Annotated in this window: 22 protein-coding genes; 15 read left to right on the forward strand and 7 right to left on the reverse strand. The window is 71.8% G+C overall.

Going from position 1 to position 25,882, the window contains the following annotated elements:
• Positions 1-97: 97 nt before the first annotated feature.
• From ABD126_RS29385 to ABD126_RS29395, 3 genes are all read left to right on the forward strand, one after another.
• On the forward strand, positions 98-2,836 hold the full coding sequence (locus ABD126_RS29385; protein ID WP_343937225.1) for a hypothetical protein: 2,739 nt from the start codon (positions 98-100) through the stop codon (positions 2,834-2,836).
• Positions 2,833-3,384, forward strand: coding sequence for a hypothetical protein (locus ABD126_RS29390; RefSeq protein WP_343937226.1), 552 nt, complete (start codon positions 2,833-2,835; stop codon positions 3,382-3,384). The genes ABD126_RS29385 and ABD126_RS29390 overlap by 4 nt, the downstream gene beginning before the upstream one ends.
• Before the next feature lie 192 nt (positions 3,385-3,576).
• Positions 3,577-5,097: a non-reducing end alpha-L-arabinofuranosidase family hydrolase gene (locus ABD126_RS29395; protein ID WP_343937227.1), complete on the forward strand. Its 1,521-nt coding sequence runs from the start codon at positions 3,577-3,579 to the stop codon at positions 5,095-5,097.
• Positions 5,098-5,138: 41 nt separating this feature from the next.
• Here ABD126_RS29395 and ABD126_RS29400 read toward each other — a convergent pair whose 3' ends face one another.
• On the reverse strand, positions 5,139-6,284 hold the full coding sequence (locus tag ABD126_RS29400; RefSeq protein ID WP_343937228.1) for a hypothetical protein: 1,146 nt from the start codon (positions 6,282-6,284) through the stop codon (positions 5,139-5,141).
• A gap of 388 nt (positions 6,285-6,672) precedes the next feature.
• Between ABD126_RS29400 and ABD126_RS29405 the strand changes: the two genes are divergently transcribed.
• The 3 genes from ABD126_RS29405 to ABD126_RS29415 all read left to right on the forward strand — a co-directional run bounded on the left by ABD126_RS29405 (position 6,673) and on the right by ABD126_RS29415 (position 8,642).
• A complete protein-coding gene (locus ABD126_RS29405) occupies positions 6,673-7,257 on the forward strand; it encodes a CGNR zinc finger domain-containing protein (protein WP_343937229.1) in 585 nt (194 codons plus the stop codon).
• Positions 7,254-7,697, forward strand: coding sequence for a protein-tyrosine phosphatase family protein (locus ABD126_RS29410; RefSeq protein WP_343937230.1), 444 nt, complete (start codon positions 7,254-7,256; stop codon positions 7,695-7,697). Before ABD126_RS29405 ends, ABD126_RS29410 begins: the two co-directional genes overlap by 4 nt.
• 594 nt (positions 7,698-8,291) lie before the next feature.
• A complete protein-coding gene (locus tag ABD126_RS29415) occupies positions 8,292-8,642 on the forward strand; it encodes a hypothetical protein (protein ID WP_343937231.1) in 351 nt (116 codons plus the stop codon).
• Here ABD126_RS29415 and ABD126_RS29420 read toward each other — a convergent pair.
• Positions 8,626-8,925 (reverse strand): hypothetical protein, encoded by a 300-nt coding sequence (locus tag ABD126_RS29420; RefSeq protein ID WP_343937232.1) that lies wholly within the window; start codon positions 8,923-8,925, stop codon positions 8,626-8,628. The genes ABD126_RS29415 and ABD126_RS29420 overlap by 17 nt on opposite strands.
• Positions 8,926-9,192: 267 nt before the next feature.
• Between ABD126_RS29420 and ABD126_RS29425 the strand changes: the two genes are divergently transcribed.
• The 4 genes from ABD126_RS29425 (at position 9,193) to ABD126_RS29440 (ending at position 11,969) form a co-directional block, all read left to right on the forward strand.
• The gene (locus ABD126_RS29425; RefSeq protein WP_343937233.1) at positions 9,193-9,405 is read left to right on the forward strand and encodes a DUF397 domain-containing protein; all 213 of its coding nucleotides are present in this window, start codon (positions 9,193-9,195) and stop codon (positions 9,403-9,405) included.
• Positions 9,406-9,477: 72 nt separating this feature from the next.
• Entirely contained in the window at positions 9,478-10,332 is an 855-nt protein-coding gene (locus tag ABD126_RS29430) for a helix-turn-helix domain-containing protein (protein WP_343937234.1), read from the forward strand.
• An 81-nt stretch (positions 10,333-10,413) separates the two neighbouring features.
• The gene (locus ABD126_RS29435; protein WP_343937235.1) at positions 10,414-11,274 is read left to right on the forward strand and encodes an SAM-dependent methyltransferase; all 861 of its coding nucleotides are present in this window, start codon (positions 10,414-10,416) and stop codon (positions 11,272-11,274) included.
• 263 nt (positions 11,275-11,537) lie between these two features.
• The gene (locus tag ABD126_RS29440; RefSeq protein WP_343937236.1) at positions 11,538-11,969 is read left to right on the forward strand and encodes a hypothetical protein; all 432 of its coding nucleotides are present in this window, start codon (positions 11,538-11,540) and stop codon (positions 11,967-11,969) included.
• Between the two features lie 66 nt (positions 11,970-12,035).
• On the opposite strand, the gene ABD126_RS29445 is transcribed toward ABD126_RS29440, so the two are convergent.
• Together ABD126_RS29445 and ABD126_RS29450 are read right to left on the reverse strand one after the other, a co-directional pair.
• On the reverse strand, positions 12,036-12,401 hold the full coding sequence (locus ABD126_RS29445) for an exonuclease/endonuclease/phosphatase family protein (protein ID WP_343937237.1): 366 nt from the start codon (positions 12,399-12,401) through the stop codon (positions 12,036-12,038).
• 387 nt (positions 12,402-12,788) lie between these two features.
• Entirely contained in the window at positions 12,789-13,997 is a 1,209-nt protein-coding gene (locus ABD126_RS29450; RefSeq protein WP_343937238.1) for an MFS transporter, read from the reverse strand.
• A gap of 87 nt (positions 13,998-14,084) precedes the next feature.
• Between ABD126_RS29450 and ABD126_RS29455 the strand changes: the two genes are divergently transcribed.
• From ABD126_RS29455 to ABD126_RS29465, 3 genes are all read left to right on the forward strand, one after another.
• The gene (locus ABD126_RS29455; RefSeq protein ID WP_343937239.1) at positions 14,085-14,537 is read left to right on the forward strand and encodes a winged helix-turn-helix transcriptional regulator; all 453 of its coding nucleotides are present in this window, start codon (positions 14,085-14,087) and stop codon (positions 14,535-14,537) included.
• 286 nt (positions 14,538-14,823) lie between these two features.
• Entirely contained in the window at positions 14,824-16,272 is a 1,449-nt protein-coding gene (locus ABD126_RS29460; RefSeq protein ID WP_343937240.1) for an amidase, read from the forward strand.
• Between the two features lie 9 nt (positions 16,273-16,281).
• A complete protein-coding gene (locus ABD126_RS29465) occupies positions 16,282-16,455 on the forward strand; it encodes a hypothetical protein (RefSeq protein ID WP_343937241.1) in 174 nt (57 codons plus the stop codon).
• A gap of 52 nt (positions 16,456-16,507) precedes the next feature.
• On the opposite strand, the gene ABD126_RS29470 is transcribed toward ABD126_RS29465, so the two are convergent.
• Entirely contained in the window at positions 16,508-16,831 is a 324-nt protein-coding gene (locus ABD126_RS29470) for a hypothetical protein (RefSeq protein ID WP_343937242.1), read from the reverse strand.
• Positions 16,832-17,096: 265 nt separating this feature from the next.
• Positions 17,097-19,445 carry an FxSxx-COOH system tetratricopeptide repeat protein gene (fxsT, locus tag ABD126_RS29475; protein WP_343937243.1) on the reverse strand — a complete coding sequence of 783 codons (2,349 nt, stop codon included), beginning with the start codon at positions 19,443-19,445 and terminating at the stop codon, positions 17,097-17,099.
• A gap of 299 nt (positions 19,446-19,744) precedes the next feature.
• On the opposite strand from fxsT, the gene ABD126_RS29480 reads away from it, so the two are divergent.
• Positions 19,745-22,144 carry a tetratricopeptide repeat protein gene (locus ABD126_RS29480; protein ID WP_343937244.1) on the forward strand — a complete coding sequence of 800 codons (2,400 nt, stop codon included), beginning with the start codon at positions 19,745-19,747 and terminating at the stop codon, positions 22,142-22,144.
• A 233-nt stretch (positions 22,145-22,377) separates the two neighbouring features.
• Here ABD126_RS29480 and ABD126_RS29485 read toward each other — a convergent pair whose 3' ends face one another.
• A complete protein-coding gene (locus tag ABD126_RS29485) occupies positions 22,378-22,836 on the reverse strand; it encodes a hypothetical protein (RefSeq protein WP_343937245.1) in 459 nt (152 codons plus the stop codon).
• A 173-nt stretch (positions 22,837-23,009) separates the two neighbouring features.
• Here ABD126_RS29485 and ABD126_RS29490 point away from each other — a divergent pair, with 173 nt between their 5' ends.
• Positions 23,010-25,796 carry an AfsR/SARP family transcriptional regulator gene (locus ABD126_RS29490; protein ID WP_343937246.1) on the forward strand — a complete coding sequence of 929 codons (2,787 nt, stop codon included), beginning with the start codon at positions 23,010-23,012 and terminating at the stop codon, positions 25,794-25,796.
• Positions 25,797-25,882 lie beyond the last annotated feature (86 nt).

Raw genomic sequence — 25,882 nt, forward strand, 5'->3', positions numbered from 1 at the left:
CCCGCCCGGTTCACCGCGACCGGCCCAACAACCCCTACCAGGCCCCGAGATCGAGCCCGTCCCGCCGCCGCAGCGCCTGACACCCCAACCGGGAGCGGTGAGCGCGGAGGAAGGTGCCGCGCGACTGGCCGAGGCCGTCGCCCAGACCCGTGCCGAACTGGACGCCGTCGCCCCGCCCCCGGTCGCCGCTCCCGACAGTCCCGGCGCGCGGCTGGTCGTGGAGGCCGTGACCGGTGCGGCGCAGGCGGGTCGGGCCGCTCTGGTCGCGGCTGCCGGGGAGGCGGTCCAAGCGGTGAGCGGCACGGTGGGGGAGCAGTCCGCGCGGCTGGAGCAGGCGCGGGCCGAGCAGGTGGCCGGTGTCGCCGCCGACGCCGCGCAGACCAGGTCGCGGGTGGGGACCGCGGTCGGCGAGCAGACCGCCGCCGTCGCCGGGGTGAGCGCCGCCGAACGGGACCGGGTCACCGCGTGGCGCGCGGCTGGCGCGACTCGTGCGCAGGAAGAGGTCGCCGCGCGTGCGGATCGCGTGCGGGACATGGGCGTGGAACGGGAGCAGCAGGCCGTGGCCGCCGGGGAGACCGCCGCCGGGCAGGCCGCGAACGACCTCACCGGCGCGGCGGCGCAGTCGCGCGACCACACCGCCGGCGGTGGCGGTGACGCGGCGGCCGAGGGCAGGGCCGAGGTCACCGCCCGGGTCGGCGGCGACACCGCCCGGCAACTCGACGAGTCCGCCGCCGAAGCCCGCACCGGGCTCCGCGCGCACGCGGCGGAAGCGGGCGCGGAGGTGCGGCAGCAGGCCGGTCGGACCGCCGCGTCCCTCCAAGCGGAGGCGGGCGTGCTCACCGCCGGGCTCGCCGACACGGCCACGGCCGCGACCAGCGGGATCAGGCAGGCGGCGGCCACCACGACCGACCAGCTCCGCCGCCACGGCGCGGAGGCCGGCACGCACCTCGCCGCCGCCGAAGCCGACACCACCCGCGCCCTGGACGCACGGGCCGACGAGCAGCGCGGCCAGGTCGCGGCGGCCGGCGCGGCGGCGGTGACCGGGTTGCGCCGGCAGGCCGTGCGCGCAGCCGAACAGAGCGCCCAGGCTGAAGCGCAGGCCGTCGAACGCGTGTCCGCCGCGCGCCTGGACGAACGGACCGGCGCGGACATCGCCGCCGAGGCCGGGGCGCGGCTCACCGAGTCCCACGAGACCGCGGCGGCCGGCGCGCGGGCGGTCGGCGACGGCGTCTCCGCGGAGCTGGGGCGGACGGGGGAGCAGGGCGGGGCGGAGTTGGCGGGCGCGGCGGCGGAGGTGCGTGGCCGGTTCGCGGTGGCGGCCGACCGCTTCGGCGCCGAGGCCGCCCGGGTCGGCACCACCGCGACCGGCGCGATGGCCGGCGCGGCGCGGGCGGCGACGGCGGCGGGCGACGAGGCGATCACCGCCACCGGGCGCGGCCTGGACGGCGTGGTCGCGGCGGCGGACTCCGGGTTCGGCGAGGCGGCGGGCGCGGTGGACCGGTCGTTGGCTGGCCGCACCACCGAGACCGGCGACCGGGCGCGCGAGGCCGTCGCCGACAGCCGGGCCCGCATCGCCGAAGGGCACGACCGGGTCGAGGCGCGGGTGGCCTCGCACGTCCCGGTGCAGCGCAGCGTCCTGTCGGCGGTCGGGGACTGGTTCGCCGAGCAGTTGGCCGACCTGTGGAACATGATGAAGAGCCCGTCGTTCTGGGTCGGGCTGGTCGTCGCGCTCGTGCTGTTCCCGTTGATGGGTCCCGGCGCGCTGGTCATCGCGGGCGCGCTCGCCGGGCTCGCGTCCGGCATTGAGGACAACCTGCGCAACGGGCGGCCGTGGTGGGACCCGCACGCGATCATCCGGCACGTGTTCATCGGCACGCTGGCCGGCGCGGCGATGGCGTTCGGCATCGGCGTGATCATCGGCGCGGGGCTGGAAGGGCTGGCGGCGCTCGGCGCGACGATGGCGCTGTCCGCCGTGGTCGGGATCGTCACCAACGTCGCCACGGGCGAGCGCTGGGATCGCGGCCTGCTGGCCAACCTGTTCCTCGCCTGGCTGTTCCACCGGATCTTCGCCGGCCGCGCGCGTCCGCCGGGGGAGGAGACACCGCCGCCCGGCGGGCGGTCCGGCGACCTCGCGCCCGGCCTCTACAGCGGGATCGACCCGGCTCGACCGCCGACGGGTTGGCGGTTCGTGGACACCGTCACCCGGCGCGGCAACAACGTCACGGTGGAGACGGAGGTCGTCGCGCCGGACGGCTCCACCGGCTCGATGGGGCGTTCGGTGAACACGTCCAACAGGACCTTCTCGATGGACTACGCGTTCCTGGACCAAATCCCCAAGGCGCTGCGCATGGTGGCCACCGAACCGGAGATGCTGCCCGGCCGTGGCACGCCGTTGGAGGCGTACATGACGATGCGGCAGATGCGCATCCTGGAACAGCAGGCGGGCGTGTCGTTCACCGGCCCCCGCACCGTCCACATGAGCACGATCATCAACGCGCGGACGGTCATGGAACTGGCTGCGCTGGAAGCCGGCAACACCCCGCGGAACCAGGCCATCCTGTCCACGCACTCGGTGCAGTACGCGCGCAACTCGATCATCCAGAGCGGCGGGCGGATCAGCCACGCCGAGGTGGTCGGCGGGCGGATGGTGCGCGCGGCGGAGGTGCACAACGGCGAACCCGCCCGCTACGGTGTCGATCCGAACGCCGAGGTGCTGTACGGCTTCGACATCGACATCCACGTCGTGCCCGCCGACGCGCCGGTGACCCCGTCCGGGCAGGGCGGTCCCGTGCCGGTGCCGGTCGGGCCGGGTTCGGACCAGGGGGATGAGCCGTGACCGGACTGCGGCGGGTCGTGGTGGTGCCCGGCGACGCGACCGTGACCGACGTGTCGGACGCGGGCGCGGTCCCCGTTTCGATTCGCACGGCCCGCCGATTCGACGACCTGGCCGCGGTGCTGGGAGCCCGCTTGGGCGTGCCCGCCGAGGTGAGCGACGACTGGTCCGGCCTCGAACCGACACCCGGCACTGTGGTCGTGTGCCGTCCGGACGGCCTATGGCGTCTGGAGAATTCGGACGCACTCGCACAGGTGGTCGTCGTGGACCTGCCCCGGGGCGAGGTGCTGACCCGCACGGAGGAGTTGGGCTTGGCCGCGTCCGTGCAATCCCCGGACTACCAGGCCTGGTTGTCCGGTCGAGGCCCGACGGCATTCCACGGCCTCGCCGCCCTGGCCGCCGCGCTGGGCGCGACCACGTCGGACAACCCGCTGGAACGCGGCGCCCGCTACGCCCGCCTGACCTTCCCCCACGCCGATCTGCCCACCGCGCTGGCCGACTACCTGGCCGCGTTGACGGCGAGCGGAATCGGTCGGCGTCCGGTGGGCTAAAGATTTCGACGATATTTTTAGCAATCGACTGTGCGACCCCGGTCGCACTTCCGTGAATCCCGTACGAAACATTTTCGTCGCATCTTGACCGGGCGGAGATCGTCCTCCACAGTCTCTGCAGAATGCGCCATCGGGCGTGATTTGTCGCCCGTTCTGCGGTTCGCACCAACCTCGACGAGGAGGAGTTCCCCCATGGTCGGATCAGGCCATCACCCGCCCACCGCCGTCCGCCGGGCCCGGGGACGTCGCGCGGCCGGGATCGCCGCCGCCGTCGCCGTGCTGCTCGGCGGGATGGTGGCGGCCTTCAGCGCGGCGCCCGCGTCGGCGGCGACGGTCGACACGACCGCCTGGTACGTGCTGGTCAACCGCAACAGCGGCAAGGCGTTGGACGTCTACAACCTCGCCACGAACGACGGCGCCCGCATCACCCAGTGGACCCGCAACGACGGCAACCAGCAGCAGTGGCAGTTCGTGGACTCGGGCGGCGGCTACTACCGGTTGAAGTCACGGTTGTCGGGCAAGGTCCTCGACGTCTACAACTTCTCCACCGCCGACGGCGCGAACATCGTGCAGTGGTCCGACCACAACGGCGCCAACCAGCAGTTCCGCCTCGCCGACTCCGACGGCGGCCACGTGCGGCTGATCAACCGCAACAGCGGCAAGGCCGTCGAGGTGCAGGGCGCGGCGACCAACGACGGCGGCAACGTCGTGCAGTACAGCGATTGGGGCGGCGCCAACCAGCAGTGGCAGTTGGTCCGCGTCGGCACGGGCCCCACCACGACCACCACCACCCAGCCGGGCGGCGGGTGCTCGCTGCCGTCGACCTACCGCTGGACCTCGACGGGCCCGCTGGCCACGCCGCGCCAGGGCTGGGTTTCGCTGAAGGACTTCACCTACGTCCCGTACAACGGCAAGCACCTGGTGTACGCGACGACCCACGACACGGGGACGTCCTGGGGCTCGATGAACTTCGGGACCTTCAGCAACTGGTCGGAGATGGCCACGGCGCCGCAGCAGGCCATGAACTCCGGCACCGTCGCGCCGACGCTGCTCTACTTCGCCCCGAAGAACATCTGGGTGCTGGCCTACCAGTGGGGCGGGACGGCGTTCACCTACCGGACGTCGAACGACCCGACCAACCCCAACGGGTGGTCCGCGCCGCAGGTGCTGTCCACGGCCAGCATCCCCAACTCCGGCACGGGTCCGATCGACCAGACGTTGATCGGTGACGGCACCAACATGTACCTGTTCTTCGCCGGCGACAACGGCAAGATCTACCGCCAGACCATGCCGATCGGGAACTTCCCGGGCAGCTTCGGCTCGTCGTGGACGCAGATCATGAGCGACACGACGGCCAACCTGTTCGAGGCGGTCGAGGTCTACAAGGTCCAGGGCCAGAACCAGTACCTGATGATCGTCGAGGCGATGGGCGCGAACGGCCGCTTCTTCCGCTCGTTCACCGCCACCAGCCTGAACGGCTCGTGGACCCCGCAGGCGGCCACCGAGAGCAACCCGTTCGCGGGCAAGGCGAACAGCGGCGCGACGTGGACCAACGACATCAGCCACGGCGACCTGATCCGGGCCAACCCCGACCAGACGAAGACCATCGACCCCTGCAACCTCCAGTTCCTCTACCAGGGCCGCGACCCGAGGTCCGGCGGCGACTACGGCTTGCTGCCGTACCGGCCGGGCCTGCTGACCCTGCAACGCTGACGGTTCGGGGCCGGCGCCCTCGCCTCGGCGAGGGTGCCGGCTCACGTGTTCGGGAAGGTCTGTGCCATCTCGGGGTCGTTCATGTTCTTCCGTGCTTCGTCGCCGTACCAGGTGGGATTGGCCAGCGCCTCCGGGGTGCGGCTGCCGCCGATGTTGTACTCGGTGGCGATGATCTTCGTCGCGCGCTCGTGGGCGCCGAACGCGGCTCGCGACATGCCCGGGTAGCGGTGGGACCGGTTCTTCAGCCTCGCCAGCAGTCGCGCCGCCGTCGTGATGTTGGACTTCGGCCAGCTCAACAGGGTGATCAGGGCGCGCTGCCGGCTGGGGCTCAGCGACAGGAAACCCTGTTGGACGGCGGCGCGTGCCGGTGACCGGTTGGCGCGGTCCTGCTCGGTCCACGCGGTGTCGCCCAGGAGCATCGCCGCGGTGCTGGGTTTGACCTGGCCCACGCCGATCGACGCGTCGAGTTCGCCGGCGTCGACGGTCCCACCCGCCTCCCGCCTGCCGACGGCCGCCTGGGACCGGGCGATCTCGCGGTCGCGTGCCGCGGGTGGCGACATGAACGGCAGGGCCGGGGTGTTGGCGATCTCGATGCGCAGGACCGCCGCGAGGAACAGCGCGGTGATGCCGTTCGGGCCGGTGGCCGCCGCCGCGTCGAGCACGTACTGGGACAGTTCGTTGGTCAGTTCGTCGAGGGCGGCGGCGTCCTGCCCGAAACCGGAGACCGCGACCCGGGCACGGGTGTCCTGGTCCAGCGACACGCGGGACAGTTCCCCGCGTCCGCGGGTGACCGCGCACGTGATCCGATATCGCGCTCCGACGCCGGGCAGGCGCAGGTTCACCACGGGCGAGGTGGTGTTCACCAGCCGGACCACCGCACCGGACGACCGGTCGGCGAGCGTGAACCGGTACCCCGTCACCCCGGGCACCGGCAGTGGTTCGGCCTCGTACCGGACCGTCGCGTCCGCGGGCACGGGCGTCGACAGGGACGCCGTCAGCGCCATGACCCCGTTGGACACGTGCTGACCGTGTTCGGCCGAGAGCCGTTGCACGGCGAGGCGGCCGGTCACCGCTCGATTGCCCGCCTGCCGTTGCAGGGCCAGCAGACCGTGCTCGTCGCCGGCAGCGCGCCGTCCGCAGCGGTGGACGTCAGCCCCGGCGTCCACCGCTGCACGTGCGTGCTCCATGCCGACGACCGTAACCGGCCCGACCGGCGGCCCGGAGCAACCGCGGGGGCGGCTGTGAGGGCACCGCGCGCCTCCCCGACAGCCGGCGGGTCACCCGAGGTACGTGTCCCGGCTGCCGCAAGGTTATGCCCGAGGCGATCTGTGGACGGGCCCGGCCGAACCGATGCCGGTCGAAGGATCGATGGTCGAACCACGAGGCCGCAATGGCGACAGCGCAACGATGCCCGACCGCCCCGGGCTTCCGTCCCCGACCCGCGGACACGGTGGCCTCGACGCGGGAGGACGGCAACCTGGTCGCGGTGGCACGAACTTACGAACTCTGAACCCATGTTGATCACCGTCTGAAAGGGTTGTAGTCTCGTTTTACCTCTTACATCGAAAGGGCGCCGTGGACATACCGCTGACCGACTACACCACCGGTGCCGCGGTGGCGACGGACCTGGTCAACACGTCCCCAACCGTGCGGACAGCCGGGGACGGCCTGCCCGACCCGGAGTCGCTCACGGCGTTCCTGGCCGACCGCGCCGTGCGGCCCGACGCCCTCGCCGACCGGGAGCCGACCGCTGACGACGTGTTCCAGGTCCAGCTGCTGCGCCGCGAGGTGCGGATGATCCTGGAGACCGAGACGGAGGACCAGGCCGTCGCGGGCGCGCACGTGCTGACGCGCCGCGCCGCGCTCGGCCCGGTCCTGCGCCCGGCCCCCGACGGCGGGTGGCGGTGGCACGTCCCGACCGCTCCCGGCGCGTCACTGGCCGACGAACTGGCCGCGCTGTTCGGCGTGGCCCTGCTGGGCGTGGTTCGGGCGCTGGGTCACGACCGGTTCCGGGCTTGCGAAGCGCCGGGCTGCCGGGGCGTGTTCGCCGACACGAGCCGCGCCGGCCGCCGCCGCTACTGCACACCGGAACGCTGCGGCAACCGCGTCAACGTCGCCAACCACCGCGCCCGCCAAACCCCAGAAAGCGCAACCCGATGACCACCCCACCCCTGCCCGGCTCCATCCAACTACCCGACGGCTCGTGGGTCCGCGGGCGCGGCCTCCGCCACCCGCTACCGGCCGGCCCCACCCCGGACTTCGGCCTGTACCTGGGCTCCCACCGCCTGCGCCGCACCCACGACGCCGCCCTGACCTGGCCCCACACCTGGCTGGACTGGCCGGACTTCCGCCTACCCCGAGACCACGCCGCCGCCATCCGGGAAATCCACGCACTCCACGCCCGCGCCCGCGCCGGTGAAGCCGTGGAGGTGTCGTGCGGCGGCGGCATCGGCCGAACCGGAACCGTCCTAGCCTGCCTGGCGATCCTCTCCGGCATCGCCCCGGAAGAAGCCGTCACCTGGACCCGCCGCCACCACAACCCGCGCGCCGTCGAAACCCCGTGGCAACGCCGTTGGGTTCTCCGGTTCCCACGGGCGTGACATGGCTGCCCGGAGCGCAGCCAGCCGCACGTCTCAAGGCTCACCGCCGCGCTGGTCACCGCCGCGTTCGGCGGACTCGCGTTGGTTGTCGCCCTGCGCGAAAGACGCGATTAGGCGCAAGTGTCGAGTCACCGGTCGCCGCTTGAAGTGCCGCCGCAACAGGCCGCACGGTCGTGACGCGGGCCCTTGCGCGAATAGTCGCTGAGTTCCCCGGTGGACATGTGTTCCCGGATACCACACTTTAGGGTGACATTTCGGCGTCCGGCATTGCTTGTCGGTGTTGTCCTGTGCGCCGTTCGAGTGATCTATTCCTGGTCGGCGCGGCAAGTGAACGCCGCTGGGGTGGAGCGGGCGGTATCACCGCCGGCTATAGCGCGCTAACCGCTCGGCGCGGTCGTCTCGCCGCTCGTCGCGGAATGGTCGGAACGGTTGGCGCGCGGGTGATCCGGCAGGGCATGATCTCGTCGTTGCGTGCTCACGTCGCCATTGTGCGGTCGCGACAAGCAATGCCGGACAGAACAAAGACGCGGTCTCCCGCTGCCACGGGAAACCGCGTCCATCACTCGTTGAAACCCACACGACCTAGGAATCAACATGACGATGGTACGTCGCATCCGGACGACTTCCGCGCAACGCGGTGGCCCGGACGTGTCTGCCGAGACGCCCGGTCGGGCGTCGCGACTGCCCCAGCCGCCGGTCGCGCGTCGAGCCGGGTGGCTGTGCTTGCTCGCCGAGAACCTCCGTGGTTGGGGTGGAACCCTGCGCATCGTGGTCCTGCTCGTCGTGATCTTCGCCGGGTGCGCCCTGGTGGCGGGGGCTTCGGCGGGCGCGAGCGGGCTCGCGGTGGTGATCGCGTGCCTGCTGGTGCAGCACCGCCTGCGGGTGCTCGGCCGCGGAGGTGGGCTGGACGGCGAAGCCCCGGTAGCCGTCACGGCGGAGTTGTAGCCGCGATCCGGTGTCGGTCGCGGGCCTCGCGTCCGTGACCGGCACCGGTGTGGTCGCGCAGGCGCCCGCCCCGCGCCGGCAGCGCTGCCGGACGGCGCGGTAGGGCAAACCCGTCGCCTCGGCGGCGCACCGGCTCGCCGGACCGGTGCCGGTCGGCCAACCGCTGTGCTGCCGCCAATTCCTGGATGGACGTCTTGTTCTCGACGAAGTCCGCCGCCACCCGTGCGGCCACCTGTCGCCTCAGCCCGCCGCGCAACGGCTTCACCGTCCCGGACCTGCTCATCGGCCCGCCTCCCCGGCCCGTGGGCAGTGGAGGAACGCGTCCCCGGTCCACTCCTTGCGCGAGGACACCGCCGTCGTTCTCCGGTCCGACCCGGTGGGCGGGAAGCGCGGGCACCTCCTCTTCCGTCGTAGACCTGCCGCGTGAATCGTGCTCGCCCGGCCGTGTGAACGGTCGCGCGTCCCAGGCACGGGAAGCCGTTTTGCCCTGTTGCCGCGGGAAAAAGCGCACGGGACCATTTCCCGCGGTCGCGACATGTCGGGGGTGGTCATGGACGACCGGTTTACGAACAAGGACGCGTCGGAACGGACATGGCGCAGAGCCGGACGGTGCGGTCCCGACGGCGGGGATTGCGTCGAGGTCGCCTGGGACCGGTCGGGTGTGGTGGGGGTGCGGGACTCCAAGCCGCGCGCCGAGGGGGAGGAGTTGCGCTTCCCGGCGCGCCGGTGGGGGGAATTCCTGCGCGCGCTCCGCCGCCGCTAGGCGGGTGACCGAACCCCGGTTCCCCGTGGCGAGGACGAGGCACGAGGTCGGCACGGCGCGCGGGCGGGTGCCGTGACCAAAGGCGTGAGCGTGCCCACCGTCGCGAGCCTGCGACTGGGGGCGACGATCCACCGTGCGCGCAAGGCCGCGGGGCTGACCCAGGAACAGCTGGCGAGCATGCTCCACTGGACGCAGACCACGGTCACGCGGGTCGAGTCCGGGCAGACGCGGATCGAGTACCCGAAGCTCATCGAACTGATGCGGTGCCTCGACGTGCCCGAGGCGGTCCGGGCCGAGATGATCGAACACCACCGCGCCTACGTGCGGCCGAGTTGGACCGGTCACCGCGCGCTGATCCCGGACTGGTTCCGCGAGTACAGCCTGCACGAACCGCACGCGGTCACCATCCGAAGCTGGCACCAGGGGAACGTCCCCGGCGTGCTGCAGTCGACGCCCTACATGCTGGCCTTGTTCGGCAGTCCCCGCGTCGAGGGCATGACCCAGAAGATCCGCAACCGCACCGAGCGGCAGAACCTCCTCGAATCCACGCCGCACGCCGACCGCACCTACATCATCGGCGAGTCGACGTTCCGCCGCGTCTTCAGCAGCGCGGGCCGGACCGTCGCGCTCGACCAGGTCGAGCACCTGCTCGGGTTGGACGGCCGGTACCCGACGCTCACGATCCGGGTCCTCACCGAGGCCATCCCGTTCCTGCACATGCCCGCAGACTTCACCATCCTCACGTTCGGAGACGACATGAAGCCCCGTGCCTACGTCGAATGGGCGAACGGCGCTCGCTACAAGGACGACCCCGGGTTCGTCGCGGACCAGGAAAACGCCTGGCGGCGGCTCGCGGCGGCAGCCCTGGACCCGGATCGGAGTCGAAGGTTCCTCGAAAACCTGCGTCACCATTTCAGGCGACGGTGAGTCATGCGGGTGACCGCTGTTGCGCGACGGACGACCAGCGATAGCGTCGAAGTGCCGGAGTCGTGTGGACGAGAGGGCGCCGTGACCGAACCGCACGAGAGCTTCCCCCTGCCCGGCGTGGACCTCCAGCGCCCCAGCGATGCCCGCGTCTACGACTACCTGCTCGGCGGCACCGCGAACTGGGCGGTGGACCGGGAGTTCGCCGACCGCGCGCTCGCCGGGTTCCCCGAGTTGCGCGACATCGCCCGGGCCAACCGCCAATTCCTCCAACGGGCGGTGCGCTACCTGGTGCTACGCGGAGTGCGGCAGTTCATCGACATCGGTTCCGGCGTGCCGAACTCCGGCCACACCCACCAGGTCGCCGACGAGGTGGCCCCAGGTGCCACGCGCGTGGTCTACGTCGACAACGAACCGGTGGCCGTCTCCCACTCCCGGATCCTGGTGGAGGACAACGGGGACGCGGCACGGCACGCCGTCGTGCACGCCGACCTGCGGGACCCCGACACCGTGTGGCGCGAAGTCGGCGAGACCGGCGTCCTCGACCTCACCCGGCCCGTCGCGCTCCTGGTGGTGGCGGTCCTGCACGTGCACCAGCCCGGCGCCGACAACCACGACCTCGCCCCGTCGGCGATCGCCCGCTACCGCGCCCTGATCGCACCCGGGTCCCACCTGGTGCTGTCCCATGTCACCGACGACGGCGTCCCGGAGACGATCCGACGCAAGCTCGCGCGGCTGAAACAACGCTGCGACGCCTGCGGCAGCCCCGTGGTCTGGCGGTCACGAGCGGAGATCGAGAGCCTGTTCGGCAAGCTGCGCCTCGTGGAACCGGGCCTGACGTGGACACCGCAGTGGCGCCCGGACCACGTCGGTCCCAACACTCGCACGACGCGGTTCGACACACCCGCCGGGGCGGCCGTCCTGGCGGCCGTGGGTGTCCGGTAGCCGCTCCGCCCGACGCGGCCATCCACATCGGACAGTCGGCGACTCCTCCGTCGACGGTTTCGGCGCAGAAGGGGAATCCACTCGGGCGGTTGATCTCCGCCGTGTCGCGGTTCACACGTGCGGACGAACTCCCGGGGATAATCTGGTCGCGGTTTTCGGGTGGGTAGGACGGGCCTGGGAGCGTGGTTCACCTGAAGCGGGCTCACCGTGAAAGTGCGACGTGTTCCCGACGTGCGCGCGCATGTCCGCCTGGTGGCGTCGATGTGCGCGTTCGCACTGGTCGTGGCCGTCGCGGGCCGAGCCGGGCGCCGGGCAACGACCTGACGCGAATCCGATTCGACTGCTGGCAACCGGACCAGCCGAGCAGGCTCCTGGGCCTCGCCGAGGCGGAGGCGGCGTACGCGGCGCTGCCCCCGACGGCGTCGGCCACGTTCAGCTGGAACGACGGCGGCGACGAGGTCGTGATCATCGGAGTGGGCGAGGACTGGTCCACCGCGACGATGATCTGGGACGGCACCTTCTACGACCTGGAGGCTTCGGAGGCGGAGGGCGAGCGCGACATCGTCCTGTGCGGTCAGGTGACCGAGTACCCCGAGCGCCTGCTGCTGCCGCGGGAGCGCGGTGTGGAGCTGCTGCGCGAGGCGGACGCCGACTTCGCCGCGTTGGCCGACCGGTACACCTGGGTCGAGCGGTAGACCGCCGGGCGACCGGCGTCATCCCCGCTTCGCTCACCGCGCGACGAACGCCCCGAGACTCCGGCATCAGAAGCGGAAGCGGGTGGTGACGGCCGCGTGGTCGGAGGACCACAGGTTGTCCTGGTGGCTGGGCACCGCGGTGGGCGTGCCGAGGACGACCGCCTCGCTGCTCGTCGCCTGCACGCGTCCCGCCGACTGGACGAAGTCGATGCGGTCCCGGGGTTCCGGGACGCCGGTCGAGCCGTTGTGGCGCGGGTAGACCGGGGACCACGTGGTGCCCGGCTTGGTCACCGGGTCCGGGTGCACCACCCGGTAGGCGTCGGTCAGACCCGCCTGCTGCACCGCCCGGCTGACCGGCCGCGGTGGGTGACGGACGAACCCCTCCCGTCCGCCGGCCGAACACCCGTCCACACCCGCGTGAACCGCGTTCACGGTCAACCGACCGACATCCGACGCGCCACGGGTGCGCTGGACGTCACGACGACCGGTGAGCCGGCCCTGCACCGGATGGACGAGTGCCGGCTCAACGCGATGTGCGTAGTCTCGATCACGAGAGGGGAGTACCTCCGAACACGGCGATATCGTCAGCACGGGGTCCAGCGTCGGATGCCCGGTGTCGTCGGTCCAAGCTCTTGGTTGGGCGAGGGAGACCTCCGGTTCATTCAGCGTGCCTGAATGCCGGAGGTCCCTCGTGCGCCCTTCACAGGATCGCTCGGGGGAAGCGCCGGCGGAATGCAGAGGATCCGGTGCTCGACCTTCTCCAGTTGATCAACGACACGGCGGGGACCCTGGCCGCTCTCGCGGCGTTGGCGGTGTCGATCAAAGCGCTTCGGTCGAAGCGGCGCGGTGACCGTGACAAGCCGAAGTCGTAGCGACTGGCCTGCTGTCCTTGACCCCGACCTTCCTTCGCGCCACCAGGTCGATGGTCCAGACGGCCAGCGCGCAGCACGCGAAGCCCGCTCCCAGGACGCTGGAGCCCGTCCACCCGCGCGTCGCGAAAACCGCGGTGGTCGTGGTCGCCCCCAACGCCGAGCCGAGCGAGTAGAAGACCATGTAGCCGCCGATCACGGTGCTCGTCCCGGCCGTGCCGGCGGTCAGCACGTGTTGGTTGCTCACGTGCACCGCCTGGACGGCGAAGTCCAGCGCCACGATCCCGGCCGCCAGGAGCCACAGTGACCAGGGGAGTTGCGCGATGGCCGCCCACGACGCGATGAGCAGCACGAGGGACAACCCGGTCACGCGGTGAGCGTGTCCGGCGTCCGCCCAACGGCCCGCGCGTGCGGCACCCAGCGCGCCGGCCAGTCCGGCGATCCCGAACAGCCCGATCAGGCTCTCGCCCAGGTGCCACGGCGCGTCGGCCAGCGGTAGGGACAGGCCGCTCCACAGCGTCCCGAACGCGGCGAACAGGAAGAACGCGATCATCCCCCGGGTCAGGAAGTGTCGCCCCAACAGACCGGTGAGCTGGACGCGGCGGGCGGCGCGCCGGTCGGCGGGCAGCACGGCGAGGACCACGGCCGCGAGGCTGGCGGACAGGACCGCGAGCACGGCGTAGACGCCACGCCACCCCCATACCTCGGCCAACGCCCCGGCGACCACCCGCGCACCCAGGATGCCGACCACGACGCCCGAGGTCACGACGCCGATGGTCCGGCCGCGCTCGGCCGGTGCCGACACCGACGCCGCGTAGGCCACGGTGGTCTGCACGACCACCGCGAGCAGCCCGGCCGCCGCCAACCCGGTGAACGCCACCCAGCCCGCCCACGCCCACGCCGTCACCGCCATGGCCACGGCGGTCAGCGCCAGGTGCGCGGCGATCAGCCGTCGCCGGTCCACGACATCGCCCAGCGGCACCAGGAGCACCAGCCCCACCAGGTAACCGAGCTGACCGGTCGCCACGATCCACCCGGTCAGCCCGGCCGACACGCCCAACTCCGCGCCCATCGGCCGCAGAACCGGTTGCGCGGCATAGATCCCCGCCACCGCCACCCCGCACACCACCGCGAGCACCAGCCGCCGTCCCGCGTCCATGCGCGACCCCAATCAGTAGCAGAATGCAACCATTCGGACCGTACGGCATGATGGTTTCAAACCGCAACCGAACGGGAGGGGTGCGCGGTGCCCGACTGGACCGACCCGGAGTGCCCGGTCGCGCGCGCGTTGGACCTCGTGGGCGACCGGTGGAGCCTGCTCGTCGTGCGCGACGCCATGGACGGGGCGCGCTCGTTCACGGAGTTCCAGCGCCGCACGGGAATCGCGCGCAACATCCTCACCGACCGCCTGCGCCGCCTCACCGCCCACGGCCTGCTGACCCAGCGCCCCGCGCCCTCGGGACGACGGCAGGAGTACGTGCTCACCGACGCCGGACGCGACCTGTTCCCGGTCATCCTCACGTTGCGGCAGTGGGGAGAACGGCACGCCTTCACCGCCGGGGAAACCCACTCGACCCTGGTCGACCACCACGGCGAACCCGTCCCGACCGTCGTGCCGAGCGGCACCGACGGCACCCCGCTCGACGCCGACACCACCCGCGTGCTCAAGGTCGGCTCAGGCCCGGATGCGGGGAAGTAGCGCCGGTATGGCGGATCTCAACCGCGCGTGGACGATGGGCACGCGCTGGCCGACAACGGCGTTCGACCGGCCTGCTCACCCAGACGTCCACCTCATCCCGTAATTGAGACATCCGCCCTGTTGCACAATGCGTCATAACATGGCCTGTGTCAGTGGCGGCTTGCTGTCGGTGCTCTGACCTGCGATGGATCGCCTTCCGCGGTAGAACGAGCGCGCAAGTTCACCGGTTGCGGTGGCTTTCTCCGTGATTTCGTGCCCTCCTCAGCGGGTCGATAGCTTCGGATTCATGCGAAGCTTTGATTCGGCCGAAGAACTTGTTTCAGCGTTGCGTGCCGGTGCGGTGACCTCGGTGGAATCGACCGAGGAGGCGATCGCCCGCATCGAGCGCGACGACGAGGTGATCAACGCGATCTGCGTGCCGGACTTCGACCGCGCGCGGGCCGCCGCGCGCCAGGCCGACGAGGCACGTGCGCGTGGCGAGGACCGGCCGCTGCTGGGTGTTCCGGTGACGGTGAAGGAGTCGTACAACGTCGCCGGGCTGCCCACGACCTGGGGCATGCCGCCACACCGGGACTACCTGCCGGCCGAGGACGCGGTGCAGGTGTCGCGACTCAAGGCGGCGGGCGCGGTGGTGCTGGGCAAGACCAATGTGCCGTTGGGGTTGCAGGACATCCAGACGTTCAACGAGATCCACGGCACCACCATCAACCCGTGGGACCACAGTCGTACGGCGGGCGGATCGTCCGGCGGGTCGGCGGCGGCCCTGGCGTGCGGGTTCGGTGCGCTGTCCATCGGCTCCGACCTGGCGGGCTCCCTGCGCACCCCCGCCCACTTCTGCGGCGTCTACGCGCACAAGCCGACGCTGGGACTCGCGGCCACCCGCGGCATGGTCGCGCCGTCCGAGCCCGCACTACCGGTCGACTTCGACCTGGCCGTGGTCGGTCCGATGGCACGCACCGCCCGCGACCTCACGCTCCTGCTCGACGTCATGGCCGGCCCGGACCCGCTGACGCTCGGCCTGGCGCACCGCGTGGCCCTGCCACCCGCCCGTCACGAACGTCTTGACGACTTCCGGGTGCTGGTCCTGGACGACCACCCGCTCATCCCGACCGGTTCGGCCGTGCGGGCAGGCGTGAACCGGGTGGCCGACGCGCTCATCGACGGCGGTGCCCGCGTCGAACGGGACAGCCCGCTGCTGCCCGACCTGGCCGAAGCCGCGACGCTCTACATGCAGCTGCTGATCTCGGGAGCCGTCGCGCGTTTCCCCACCGATTCCCTCGAACAGCTCAGGACCCGCGTCGCGGGACTGAGCGCAGCCGACCAGAGCCTTGACGCCGTACGCCTGCGCGCGATGGTGTCCAGCCACCGCGACTGGCTGGAGACGAACGCCCGCCGCGAACTGCACCGCCACGCCTGGCGGCGACTGTTCACCGAGTTCGACGCCGTGGTGTGCCCGATCACGCCCACCCCCGCGTTCCCCCACGACCACAGCCCCAACCCGATGGAACGCCACATCACCATCGACGGCCTCGACTACCCGTACTTCGACCAACTCGTCTGGGCGGGCGTGGCCACCATGCCCGGCCTACCCGCCACCGCCATTCCCACGGGCCCTTCGCCCGAGGGCCTACCGGTCGGAGTGCAACTCATCGGCCCGATGTACGAGGACCGCACCCCGCTGCGGCTGGCCGAGTTGCTCGAAAAGAAGATCGGCGGCTTCCGGGCACCGAAGTAGGGTGCGTGCTTGGCCGCCAACGCCGTGGTGGCGGAGCCGGCCCTGCGCGGGCCGCAGGCACCCGAACCTGCCACCGACATCCTGATCGCCCTGCTGGAAGACCCGGATCTGGCTGGAGACGCAGCCGCCAACCCGTCACTGCCGGTCGAGGTCATGGAATGGATGATCGCTGCTCACCTGTGAGGTCTCACGGTGAACCGGCTGTCGGCGGCAGCGCATCACAGGCGGCGGCGCATTACAGGCGGCGGCGGCCTCGCCCGCGTAGCCGAGCGCGGAGCGCGGCGTATCGGCTGCCGGTGCCCAGGTGCCGTTCCCGTCGGGCGCGCACGCGGCCGTGCCGGGTGGCGTGGCGTCCGCGGCCGGAGGACGGACCGTGGATGTGCTCGTCTCCCTCGAACATCCACCGGCGGTCGCGTTCGCGCAGCGGCACGTGGATGCGTTCGCGGATGGGCTGTTCCGGCGCGTGGACGACGGGCAGGCCGAGGTCGTTGACCGTCCAGAGCGCTTCCCGGTCGAGGTCGAACCCGAAGGGCAGGACGGTACGGCGGAGGTCACTCATGGTTTCGGTGGACTCCAGTGCTGTGCAGGAGGCGTGGTACATCGCCTCGGGACCAGTGGCGAGCGGCCCGCACCGATCACGCGGTGCGGGCTGTCGAGAGGCACGGCGGGGAGTGGGTGGATCCCACCGTCGACTCTCCGGGCGTCACTGGTTACTGCTGCATGTCGGCCATGATGATCAGCCTGCGCACCGCCGGTCAACGGGTTTTCGGCAACCTCCACGGCTCGACCTGGCGGTTCGAGCGTCATCGACCTGCGGCCTCGGATCACTTCCGGGTCAGGCCGTCGAGGTTCGAGCGAAGGGTCACGGTGTCCGGGTGGTCGGGGCCCAGCACTCGTTCGTGCTGCTTGAGGACGGCGCTGAGCACGGTGACCGCGAGGTCCGGTCGTCCCGACGACACGAGCATGCCGGCGAGGTTGCCGCGGATGGTCAGGGTGTTCGGGTGGTCGGGTCCCAGAACGCGTTCGCTGTCGGCCAAGGCGGTTTTGACCAGCGTGAACGCCTGGCCGGGATCGACGGCCACACAGGCGCGGCCCAGGCTGTTGCGGCTGTTGATGGTCGTGGGGTGGTCGGATCCGAGGACGCGTTCGGAGTCGGCCAGGTTCTGCCTGAGCAGGGGTAGCGCTCGGTCGAGGTCCCCGGCGGCCTGGTAGGCCAGGGCGAGGTTGTTGCGGTTGCGCAGGGTGTCCGGGTGGTCGTTGCCCAGCACCTGCTCGGTGGCGGTCACGGTCGCCTCGAACTGCGGGATGGCGTGTCGCAGCTCGCCTGCCATCTGGTGGGCGTAGGCGAGGTTGTTGCGCGTGGTCAGGGTTTCGGGGTGGTTGGAGCCCAACACCCGTTCCCGGTCGGCCAGGGCGGACCTGAGCAGGGGGATCGCTCGGCGCGGGTCGCCGGCCGCCTGGTGGGCGTAGGCGAGGTTGTTGCGCGTGGTCAGGGTTTCCGGGTGGTCGGGGCCCAGCACGCGCTCGCGGTCCGCGAGGGTCTTCTCCATCAGCGGGATGGCCCGGCCGAAGTCGCCGGTCGCCAGGTAGGCGCCCGCGAGGTTGTTGCGAGGGGTCAGGGCGGCGGGGTGGTCCGGGCCCGACACGCGCTCGATGTCGGCGATGACCTGCTCGTACAGCTCGATCGCCCGCTTGAGGTCACCGGCGGTTTCGTGGCAGCGCGCCAGGTTGTTCCGGGACATGAGGGTGTCGTGGTGGGTGTGGCCGCGCAGGCGCGCCAGGCTCGCGGTAGCGCGGGTCAGGTAGGCGATGGTGGTGGTCGGGTCGCCCTGGTCGAGGAGGTACTGGGACACCGAGTTGATCAACTGGCAGGTCGCGGGCGTGTCCGACTCGGGCGTGGCGTGGTCGACCAGTGCTCGGGCGTGGGGCAGCAGCGTCCGGAACCGCGGCCAGGTCGCGGGGTCGATGGGGTTGTGCCCGTGCAACGCCCCGGCGAGGTTGATCGTGGTCGCGTCGCGGGCGTCGGCGATGTCCTCGGCTCGGCGGTGCGGGTCGTCGTCCGGGGTGCGGCTGACCGCTTGCACCAAGCGGTGGACCCGGACCGCTTCGGCGTCCAGGGTGATCATGCTGTAGGCGGCCAACCGGCCGAACGCGTCGATCACGTCGGGATCGGGGACGCCGCCCTCGCCGCCGGGGGTGAACAGCCACCGGGGGATGTCGTCGGGGGCGCACCAGGCCAGGCGGCGCAGGAGGTGTCCAGCGAGAGGGGTGTTGGTGAGGCGGTTGAGCGTCACGTGCCAGACGCGGGCGATGGTGCGTTCGGTGTCGTTCTCTGCCGTCGCGGTGAACATGCGCGCCGGGAATTCGGCGAGCAGTTTCAGGTAGGCGGTCGGGACGGTGCGGGTCTGGCCGAGGTAGGCGCCCGCTTGTCGGATGGCCAGCGGCAACCACCCCAGCTCCGCGCACAACTGCTTGCCGTCGGTGAGGTCCGGCTTGGGCCAGTGCTCGCGCACGACCCGGGTCAACAGCCGCAAGGCCTTGGCCCGTGGCAGCACGCCGACCGCCACGGTGGTCGCGCCGCCCCACCCGCCCGAGGTGCGGGAGGTGATCAGGACCGTGCCGTTCTTGACCCTGTCGAGCAGCACGGACGCGTCGGCGAGGTGGGTGAGGTTGTCCAGCACGAGCAGCCACCCGTCGTGGGAGCCCAACCAGTGCACCGCCAACTCGACCAGTTGCTCCAAGCGCAGTCCGGCCGTCTCGGGCGCCAGTGCCACGGCGAGTCGAGCCAACCCGGCCTCCACGGCGGCGGGGGAGTCGGCGTTGATCCACCACCTCGGCGCGAACCGCCCTGCGTGCAGCTCGGCGAACCGCGCGGCCACCGTGCTCTTGCCGGACCCGCCCAGCCCGTGCAACACGATCCGCCCACGCCCGCCGGAGGAGGTGACCGCGGCGTCGAGGCGGGCCAACTCGGCTTGCCGACCGACGAACGAGCCCGGCACGTCCGGCACCCGCAGCAGCCGAGCCGGTTCCCGAACCGCTTCCATCCCCGGCACCGGGGCCGGCGGGTGCGTGATCGTGACGTCCCGGCCGGCGACGTACACCGTCGAGCCGTGCGAGGCGGTGACGGTCTGGTGCGGCGCGCTCGGGAACTCCCCCTGGCCAGAACCGATCAACTCCGCACCCGCCCCCATCGACCACGACCAGAGCCACCACCTCAACCGCCTCGCGCGCGTCACACAACGCACAACTGCGGTCAGGCGGCCGGGTTCGCCGGACTCGACGACCTCACGATCAGTTGCGTGGTAGCCGTCGAGTTGTCCGCAGTTGTGCGTTGTGGCGGGTCGTGCGGGTGGGTTGGGTTGGCGGTCGGTCTGTGGCGGCTAAGGGTTCGGGGTGTGCGTTGGTCGGATCGGAGGACGATGGTGGCCCCGGCCTGGTGAGGCAGGACGTCGCGGCCGGGGATGGTTCGGTCGTGAATCAGGTGGGCCGTGACCTCACGGTGCTGCCTCCCGCGGTGGTGCCGGTGATGGAGTCGTTGTCGGCGGTCGCGGGTGTGGGTCGCGTTCGGGCGAGTACGGGCGTGTTCGTGGGCCGGTCGGAGGAGTTGGCGGGGTTGGACGCCGCCGTCTCCGGGGCGGGTGGTCGTGCGGTCGTGGTGGCGGTGCACGGTTTGGGCGGGGTGGGCAAGTCCACGTTGGCCGCCCGGTTCGCCGAGTCGCGCGGGGACCGGTTCTCGTTCGTGTGGTGGGTGACGGCGGACTCGCCGGCGGCGATCGCGACCGGGCTCGCGGACCTGGCCGTCGCGATCGCGGCGGAGGCGGCGGTGCTGCCGGCGGAACAGCGGGTCGAGTTGGGTGTCCGGTGGCTGGCCACGCACGACGAGTGGCTGTTGGTCCTGGACAACGTGACCACGCCGGCCGACGCGGCGGGGTTGTTGGAGCGGGTGCGCACGGGCACGGTGGTGATCACCAGCCGCCGGGGGACCGGGTGGGGCGGGATCCCCACCGTGGCGGTGGACGTGCTCACGGCCGGACAGGCGGTGGACCTGCTGCACCGGTTGGTGCGGTCCGAATGGCCCGACGCGGATCTGGCCGGCGCGGAGGCGTTGTGCGCGGAGTTGGGGTTCCTGCCGCTCGCGGTCGAGCAGGCGGCGGCCTACCTGGCCCAGAACCGGATCAACCCGACCGCGTACCTGGACCTCCTCGGCAGGTCCCCGGCACGGATGTTCGCCGCCGCGAAGGAGGACGGGGACGCTCGGCAGACGATGGCCCGGGTGTGGCACGTGACGCTGGACCGGCTGGCCGACACCCCGCTGGCGGGTGAGGTTCTGCGGGTGGCGGCCTGGTGTGCGCCGGACGGGATTCCCCGCGATCTCCTCGCCGATCTCGGCGAGGAGATCGACGTGCACGAGGCGTTGGGGCGCCTGGCCGCCTACAGCATGATCACCCTGACCGGGACGACGGTGTCGGTGCACAGACTGGTCCAGGCCGTCACCCGCACCCAGGACCCCCACGACCCGCATCGCCGCCCGGAGGACGTCGCCGCCGCCCGCGACACCGCCACCACCATCCTGTCCAACGCCGTGGCCGAACTCGATCCGCGCTCACCCGCCGACTGGCCCCGCTACCAACAAGTGCTTCCCCACGCCCGCGCTCTGCTTGAGCACACCACTCCCGACACGGACACGCCTCACACCATCCGCCTCCTGGCCCGCCTCGGCCACTACCTGGACAGCCGGGGCGACCCCGGCGCCGCCGTCACCCACCACGCCCGTGCCGCCCAGAGCTGCCAACGTCTCTACGGACCGGACCACCGGGAGACGCTGCCCTTCCGCGGCAACCTCGCCAACGCCTATCGGGCCGCCGGTGACCTGGACCGGGCGATCCCGCTGCTCGAAGCGGTCGTCGCCGACCGCGAACGTCTCCTGGGTCCTGACCATCCGGACACGTTGACCGCTCGCAACAACCTCGCCTACGCCTACGAGACCGCCGGCGACCTGGGCCGGGCGACCCCGCTGTACGAAGCCGCTCTCGCCGACGGCGAGCGTGTCCTGGGTCCCGACCACCGGGAGACGCTGCCCTTCCGCGGCAACCTCGCCAACGCCTATCGGGCTGCCGGTGACCTGGATCGGGCGATTCCCCTCTACGAAGCCAACCTCGCCCACTCCGAGCGTGTCCTGGGTTCCGACCACCTGGTCACGTTGATCTCCCGCAACAACCTCGCCTACGGCTACGAGGCCGCCGGTGACCTGGATCGGGCGATCCCGCTGTACGAGGCCACTCTCGCCGACCGCGTGCGTCTGCTGGGTCCCGACCATCCGGACACGTTGGTCTCCCGCAACAACCTGGCCTACGCCTTCCACGTCGCCGGTGACTCGGATCGCGCGATCCCACTCCTGGAAGCGGTCGTCGCCGACCGCGAGCGTGTCCTGGGTGCCGACCATCCCCATACGCTGGATTCCCGCAACAACCTCGCCTGCGTGTGCCAGTTCCTCGGTGACCTGGACCGGGCGATCCCGCTGCATCAAGCGGTCCTCGCCGCCCGCGAGCGTGTCATGGGCTCCGACCACCCGAACACGTTGGCGTCCCGGAGCAACCTCGCCAGCGCCTATCTGGCCACGGGCGACCCGGACGCCGCGATTCCGCTGCTCGAAGCCGCTGTCGCCGCCCGCGAGCGCGTGCTGGGTCCCGACCACTGGGACACACTGGCCGCACGGGCCGGCCTCGCCAACGCCTACTGGAACGCCGGTGACCGGGGTCGGGCGGTTCCGCTGCTTGAGGCCGTCGTCGCCGACTTCGACCGTGTCGTGGGCCCCGACCAGCCGATCACGCTGATCCTTCGGGGCAAGCTGGATCGCGTGCGCCACAGTTGACCGCTGGACCGGCTGGCGGGACTGGGTCCGGCCACGCGTTCCCCCAGGTCGATCGACGATCAGTGCCGTCGAGCCTGCACGGGCGACATCCCGGAAAACAGTCTTGTTCTTCACCGCCGCCTCAACCGCCCGGGTCACGCGCTGGTGGGCGGCACGCGCCGCAACCCTTGGTCCTCCGCGGGAGTAAGGAGGGACCAAGGGTTGCGGTCATCTGCGATCAACCCGGTGTGGCGTCACCCGCAGAAGTACGTGCCCGACCACTTGCCGTTGCCGGGGTCCTTGTGGCACCAGGTGGTGTGGTCGCGGCCCTCGTGGGCGACGATCCTGGCCTTGCCCTGCTTCCGCGCGTCCAGGATGTGCCAGGCCCAGCCGCCCATGGACTTCCAGCCGCCGCTGCCCGGCCACGCGTGGTAAACCTGGCGGTTGGTGCCGACCACGAAGGTCTCCAGGCGGTTGTTCCCCCAGTTGACGTCGATGCCGCGGCTGCCGCACGGCGACCAGCCCCGGTAGCCGTACCGGTCGACCGGGCAGTTCTCGGCCTCCGCGGCACCGATCGGAGTGAACGTCGAGACGCTCGCCGGTGCCGACGTGGTGCCCGGAGCCGCCGAGGCGGGTGCGACCAGCATGATCGCCGTGCCCGCGACGGTGGCGGTGGCCACGCCGATGGTCTTGAGGACGGACTGCATCCCCATGGGTCCCCCTTCTCCAACTGTTGTGTGGTGCGGCGGGTCCGCCTCCTCGATCCCCCTCGACGGGCCCGCCGTCCGGACCATCCTGCGCGTCCGGTCGTGGGCAAAACGTTGCTTCATCGTTGAGTCGGGTGGTGGGCGGGACTACACAGGCACGGGGGATGTCAGGGGGAGTCGTGGAGTTCCGTGTGCTGGGCAGCGTCGAGGCCTGGGTGGACGGGAAGGCGGTGGACGTCGGGCCGGCTCGGCTGCGGTCGGTGCTGGCCGCGTTCCTGGTCGAGCCCAACCAGCCGATTTCGTCGGATCGGCTGGTGGAGCGGGTGTGGGCGGATCGTGCGCCCGCTGGGGCGCGGGACACGTTGCGCACCTACCTGACGCGTCTGCGGCGTGTCATCGCCGGTGCCGACGGGGTTCGGATCGGTCGCCGTGCGGGCGGTTACGTGCTGACGCTGGACCCTTTGACGGTGGACGTGCACCGGTTCCGGGCGTTGATCGGACAGGCCCGGGTGGCTGATGAACCCGCGGCTGCCGACCTGCTCGGGCGGGCGTTGGCGTTGTGGCGGGGTGAGCCGTTCGCCGGGTTGGACGGTGAGTGGATCAGCGCGTTGCGGGCGGAGTTGGAGGCCGAGCGGGTCGAGGCCGAGTTGGAGCACGTCGACCTGGTGCTTCGGCTGGGCCGGCACCGCGAGGTGGTGGCGGGTCTGGTCACGCGGGCTGCCGAGCGGCCGTTGGATGAGCGGTTGGCCGGGCAGTTGGTGCTCGCGCTGCACCGCAGTGGTCGGCAGGCGGATGCCCTCGACGCCTACCAGCGCATCCGCACGCGGTTGGCCGAGGAGTTGGGGAGCGATCCCGGGCCTGCGTTGCAGCGGTTGCACCACCAGGTGCTGGCCCGGGATGCGGCGTTGGACGTGGGGGTGGCGCGTCCGGTGACGGCCGGGCCGCCTCGGCAGCTGCCCGCGCCGCCGCGACTGTTCACCGGTCGTCGGCGGCAGTTGGACGCGCTGACCGCGTACCTGGCCGGCGAGGCGGAACCGGGTGCCGACCTGGTGATCGCCCTGATCGGTGGAACCGGGGGGATCGGCAAGACGTGGCTGGCGCTGCACTGGGCCCACCGCAACCTCGACCGCTTCCCCGACGGGCAGCTGTACGTGAACCTGCGCGGGTTCGACCCGCGTGCGCAGCCGGTGTCGCCGGAGGTGGTGGTTCGGGGTTTCCTCGACGCGTTGGGGGTTCCGCCGAGTGGCATCCCGGCGGATCCGGACGCCCAGGCTGCGCTCTACCGCACCCTGGTGGCGGACAGGAAGGTGTTGGTGGTGCTGGACAACGCGGCGGACGCGGGCCAGGTCACCCCGCTGCTGCCCGGCAGCCCGGCGTGCGCGGTGCTCGTCACCAGCCGCAACAAGCTCACCAGCCTGGTCACCACGCACGGGGCGCGGCCGGTGTCGTTGGAGATGTTCAGCCACGACGAGGCGCGTGACCTGCTGGCCGGGCACCTCGGCGCTGACCGGCTGGCCGCCGAGCCCGAGGCGGCGGAGGGCCTGTTGCGGCACTGCGCGGGGTTGCCGTTGGCGCTGGGCATCGTGACGGCGCGGGTCGCCACCCACCCGGGCATCCCGCTGGCCGTCCTGGCCGACGAACTGGGCGACCACTCGACCCGGTTGGACGCGTTGGACACCGGCGAGGACTTGGACGTGCGGGCGGTGTTCTCGTGGTCGTACCGGACGCTCAGCCCGGCGGCGGCGCGGTTGTTCCGGCTGCTGAGCCTGCACCCCGGGCCGGAGATCAGCCTGGCCGCCGCCGCGAGCCTGGCGGGGTGCCCGACCGGCGGGGTGCGCCCGCCGCTGGCCGAACTCGGCCGCGCGCACCTGCTCACCGAGCACCGGCCCGGTCGCCACACGGTCCACGACCTGCTGCGGGCCTACGCGATCGAGCTGGCCGACCGCCACGACCCCGCTGAGGACCAGCACCGGGCGGTGCGCCGCCTGCTCGACCACCTCCTGCACACCGCGCACGCCGCCGACCGCCTGCTGGAACCGCACCGCGACCCGCTCGCCCTGACCGACCCGGCGCCGGGCGCGGTCGTGCAGCGCGTGACCGACCACCGCCAGGCGCTGGACTGGTTCCGCGGCGAGCTGCCCGTGCTGGTCAGCGCGGTCGGGCTGGCGGCCGGGCACCGGATGGACGAGCACGCCTGGCGGCTGCCGTGGACGCTGGTCACCTTCCTGGACCGCTCCGGGCTGTGGCCGGACTACGTCGCCACCCAGCGCACGGCGTTGGAGGCGGCGCACCGCCGGGGCGACCGCGACGGCCAGGCCAGGACCCACCGGCTGCTCGGCAACGCCCTGGGCCGGCTCGGCCGCGACGACGAGGCGCGGGCGCACCTGGCGGAGGCGCTCGGGCTCTACGCCGAGATCGAGGACCCGATCGGCCTGGCCCGCACGCACCGGGCGATCTGCTGGCTGCTGGGCCAACGCGAGCGCCACACCGAGGCGATCCGCCACGCCACGCGTGCGCTGGAGCTGTTCCGGTCGGCCGGCCACCGCAGCGGCGAGGCGCGGGCGCTGAACGCGGTCGGGTGGTACCACTCCCTGCTCGGCGACCACCGACGCGCCCTGGAGAAGTGCGAGCAAGCCCTTGCCCTGCACCGGGAATTGGGCAGCAAGGACGGTGAAGCGGCCACTTTGGACAGTGTCGGTTTCGTGCACCACCACCTGGGCGACCACGTCCGGGCGGAGGCCTGCTACCGGCAGGCGCTCGGGCTCTACGAGGAGTTGGGCGACCGCAACGGCATGGTGGAAACCCTCGACCACCTGGGCGACACCCATTCCGCGCTCGGCGACCACGAAGCGGCCACGCGCGCGTGGCGGCGGACGTTGGCCCTGATGGAGGAGGTCGACCACCCCGACTCCGCCCAGATCCGCGCGAAGATCGCCCGGTCGCACCAGCGCAACGCCTCCGGGTGACGGGGCGGACAAGTCGACGGTGACAACAGGGTTGAGGTCCGGACACAACTGACGCCCGGTGACCCGGGCCACGGCAGGGAGCCGCT

The sequence above is a fragment of the Saccharothrix mutabilis subsp. mutabilis genome, assembly GCF_039521145.1.
GTDB lineage: Bacteria > Actinomycetota > Actinomycetes > Mycobacteriales > Pseudonocardiaceae > Actinosynnema > Actinosynnema mutabilis.

Coding starts and splice junctions, on each gene's coding strand:
- ABD126_RS29395 (WP_343937227.1), top strand. CDS start 3,577: ATGGTCGGATCAGGCCATCACCCGCCCACCGCCGTCCGCCGGGCCCGG.
- ABD126_RS29400 (WP_343937228.1), bottom strand. CDS start 6,284: ATGGAGCACGCACGTGCAGCGGTGGACGCCGGGGCTGACGTCCACCGC.
- ABD126_RS29410 (WP_343937230.1), top strand. CDS start 7,254: ATGACCACCCCACCCCTGCCCGGCTCCATCCAACTACCCGACGGCTCG.
- ABD126_RS29415 (WP_343937231.1), top strand. CDS start 8,292: ATGACGATGGTACGTCGCATCCGGACGACTTCCGCGCAACGCGGTGGC.
- ABD126_RS29420 (WP_343937232.1), bottom strand. CDS start 8,925: ATGAGCAGGTCCGGGACGGTGAAGCCGTTGCGCGGCGGGCTGAGGCGA.
- ABD126_RS29425 (WP_343937233.1), top strand. CDS start 9,193: ATGGACGACCGGTTTACGAACAAGGACGCGTCGGAACGGACATGGCGC.
- ABD126_RS29450 (WP_343937238.1), bottom strand. CDS start 13,997: ATGGACGCGGGACGGCGGCTGGTGCTCGCGGTGGTGTGCGGGGTGGCG.
- ABD126_RS29460 (WP_343937240.1), top strand. CDS start 14,824: ATGCGAAGCTTTGATTCGGCCGAAGAACTTGTTTCAGCGTTGCGTGCC.
- ABD126_RS29470 (WP_343937242.1), bottom strand. CDS start 16,831: ATGAGTGACCTCCGCCGTACCGTCCTGCCCTTCGGGTTCGACCTCGAC.
- ABD126_RS29485 (WP_343937245.1), bottom strand. CDS start 22,836: ATGGGGATGCAGTCCGTCCTCAAGACCATCGGCGTGGCCACCGCCACC.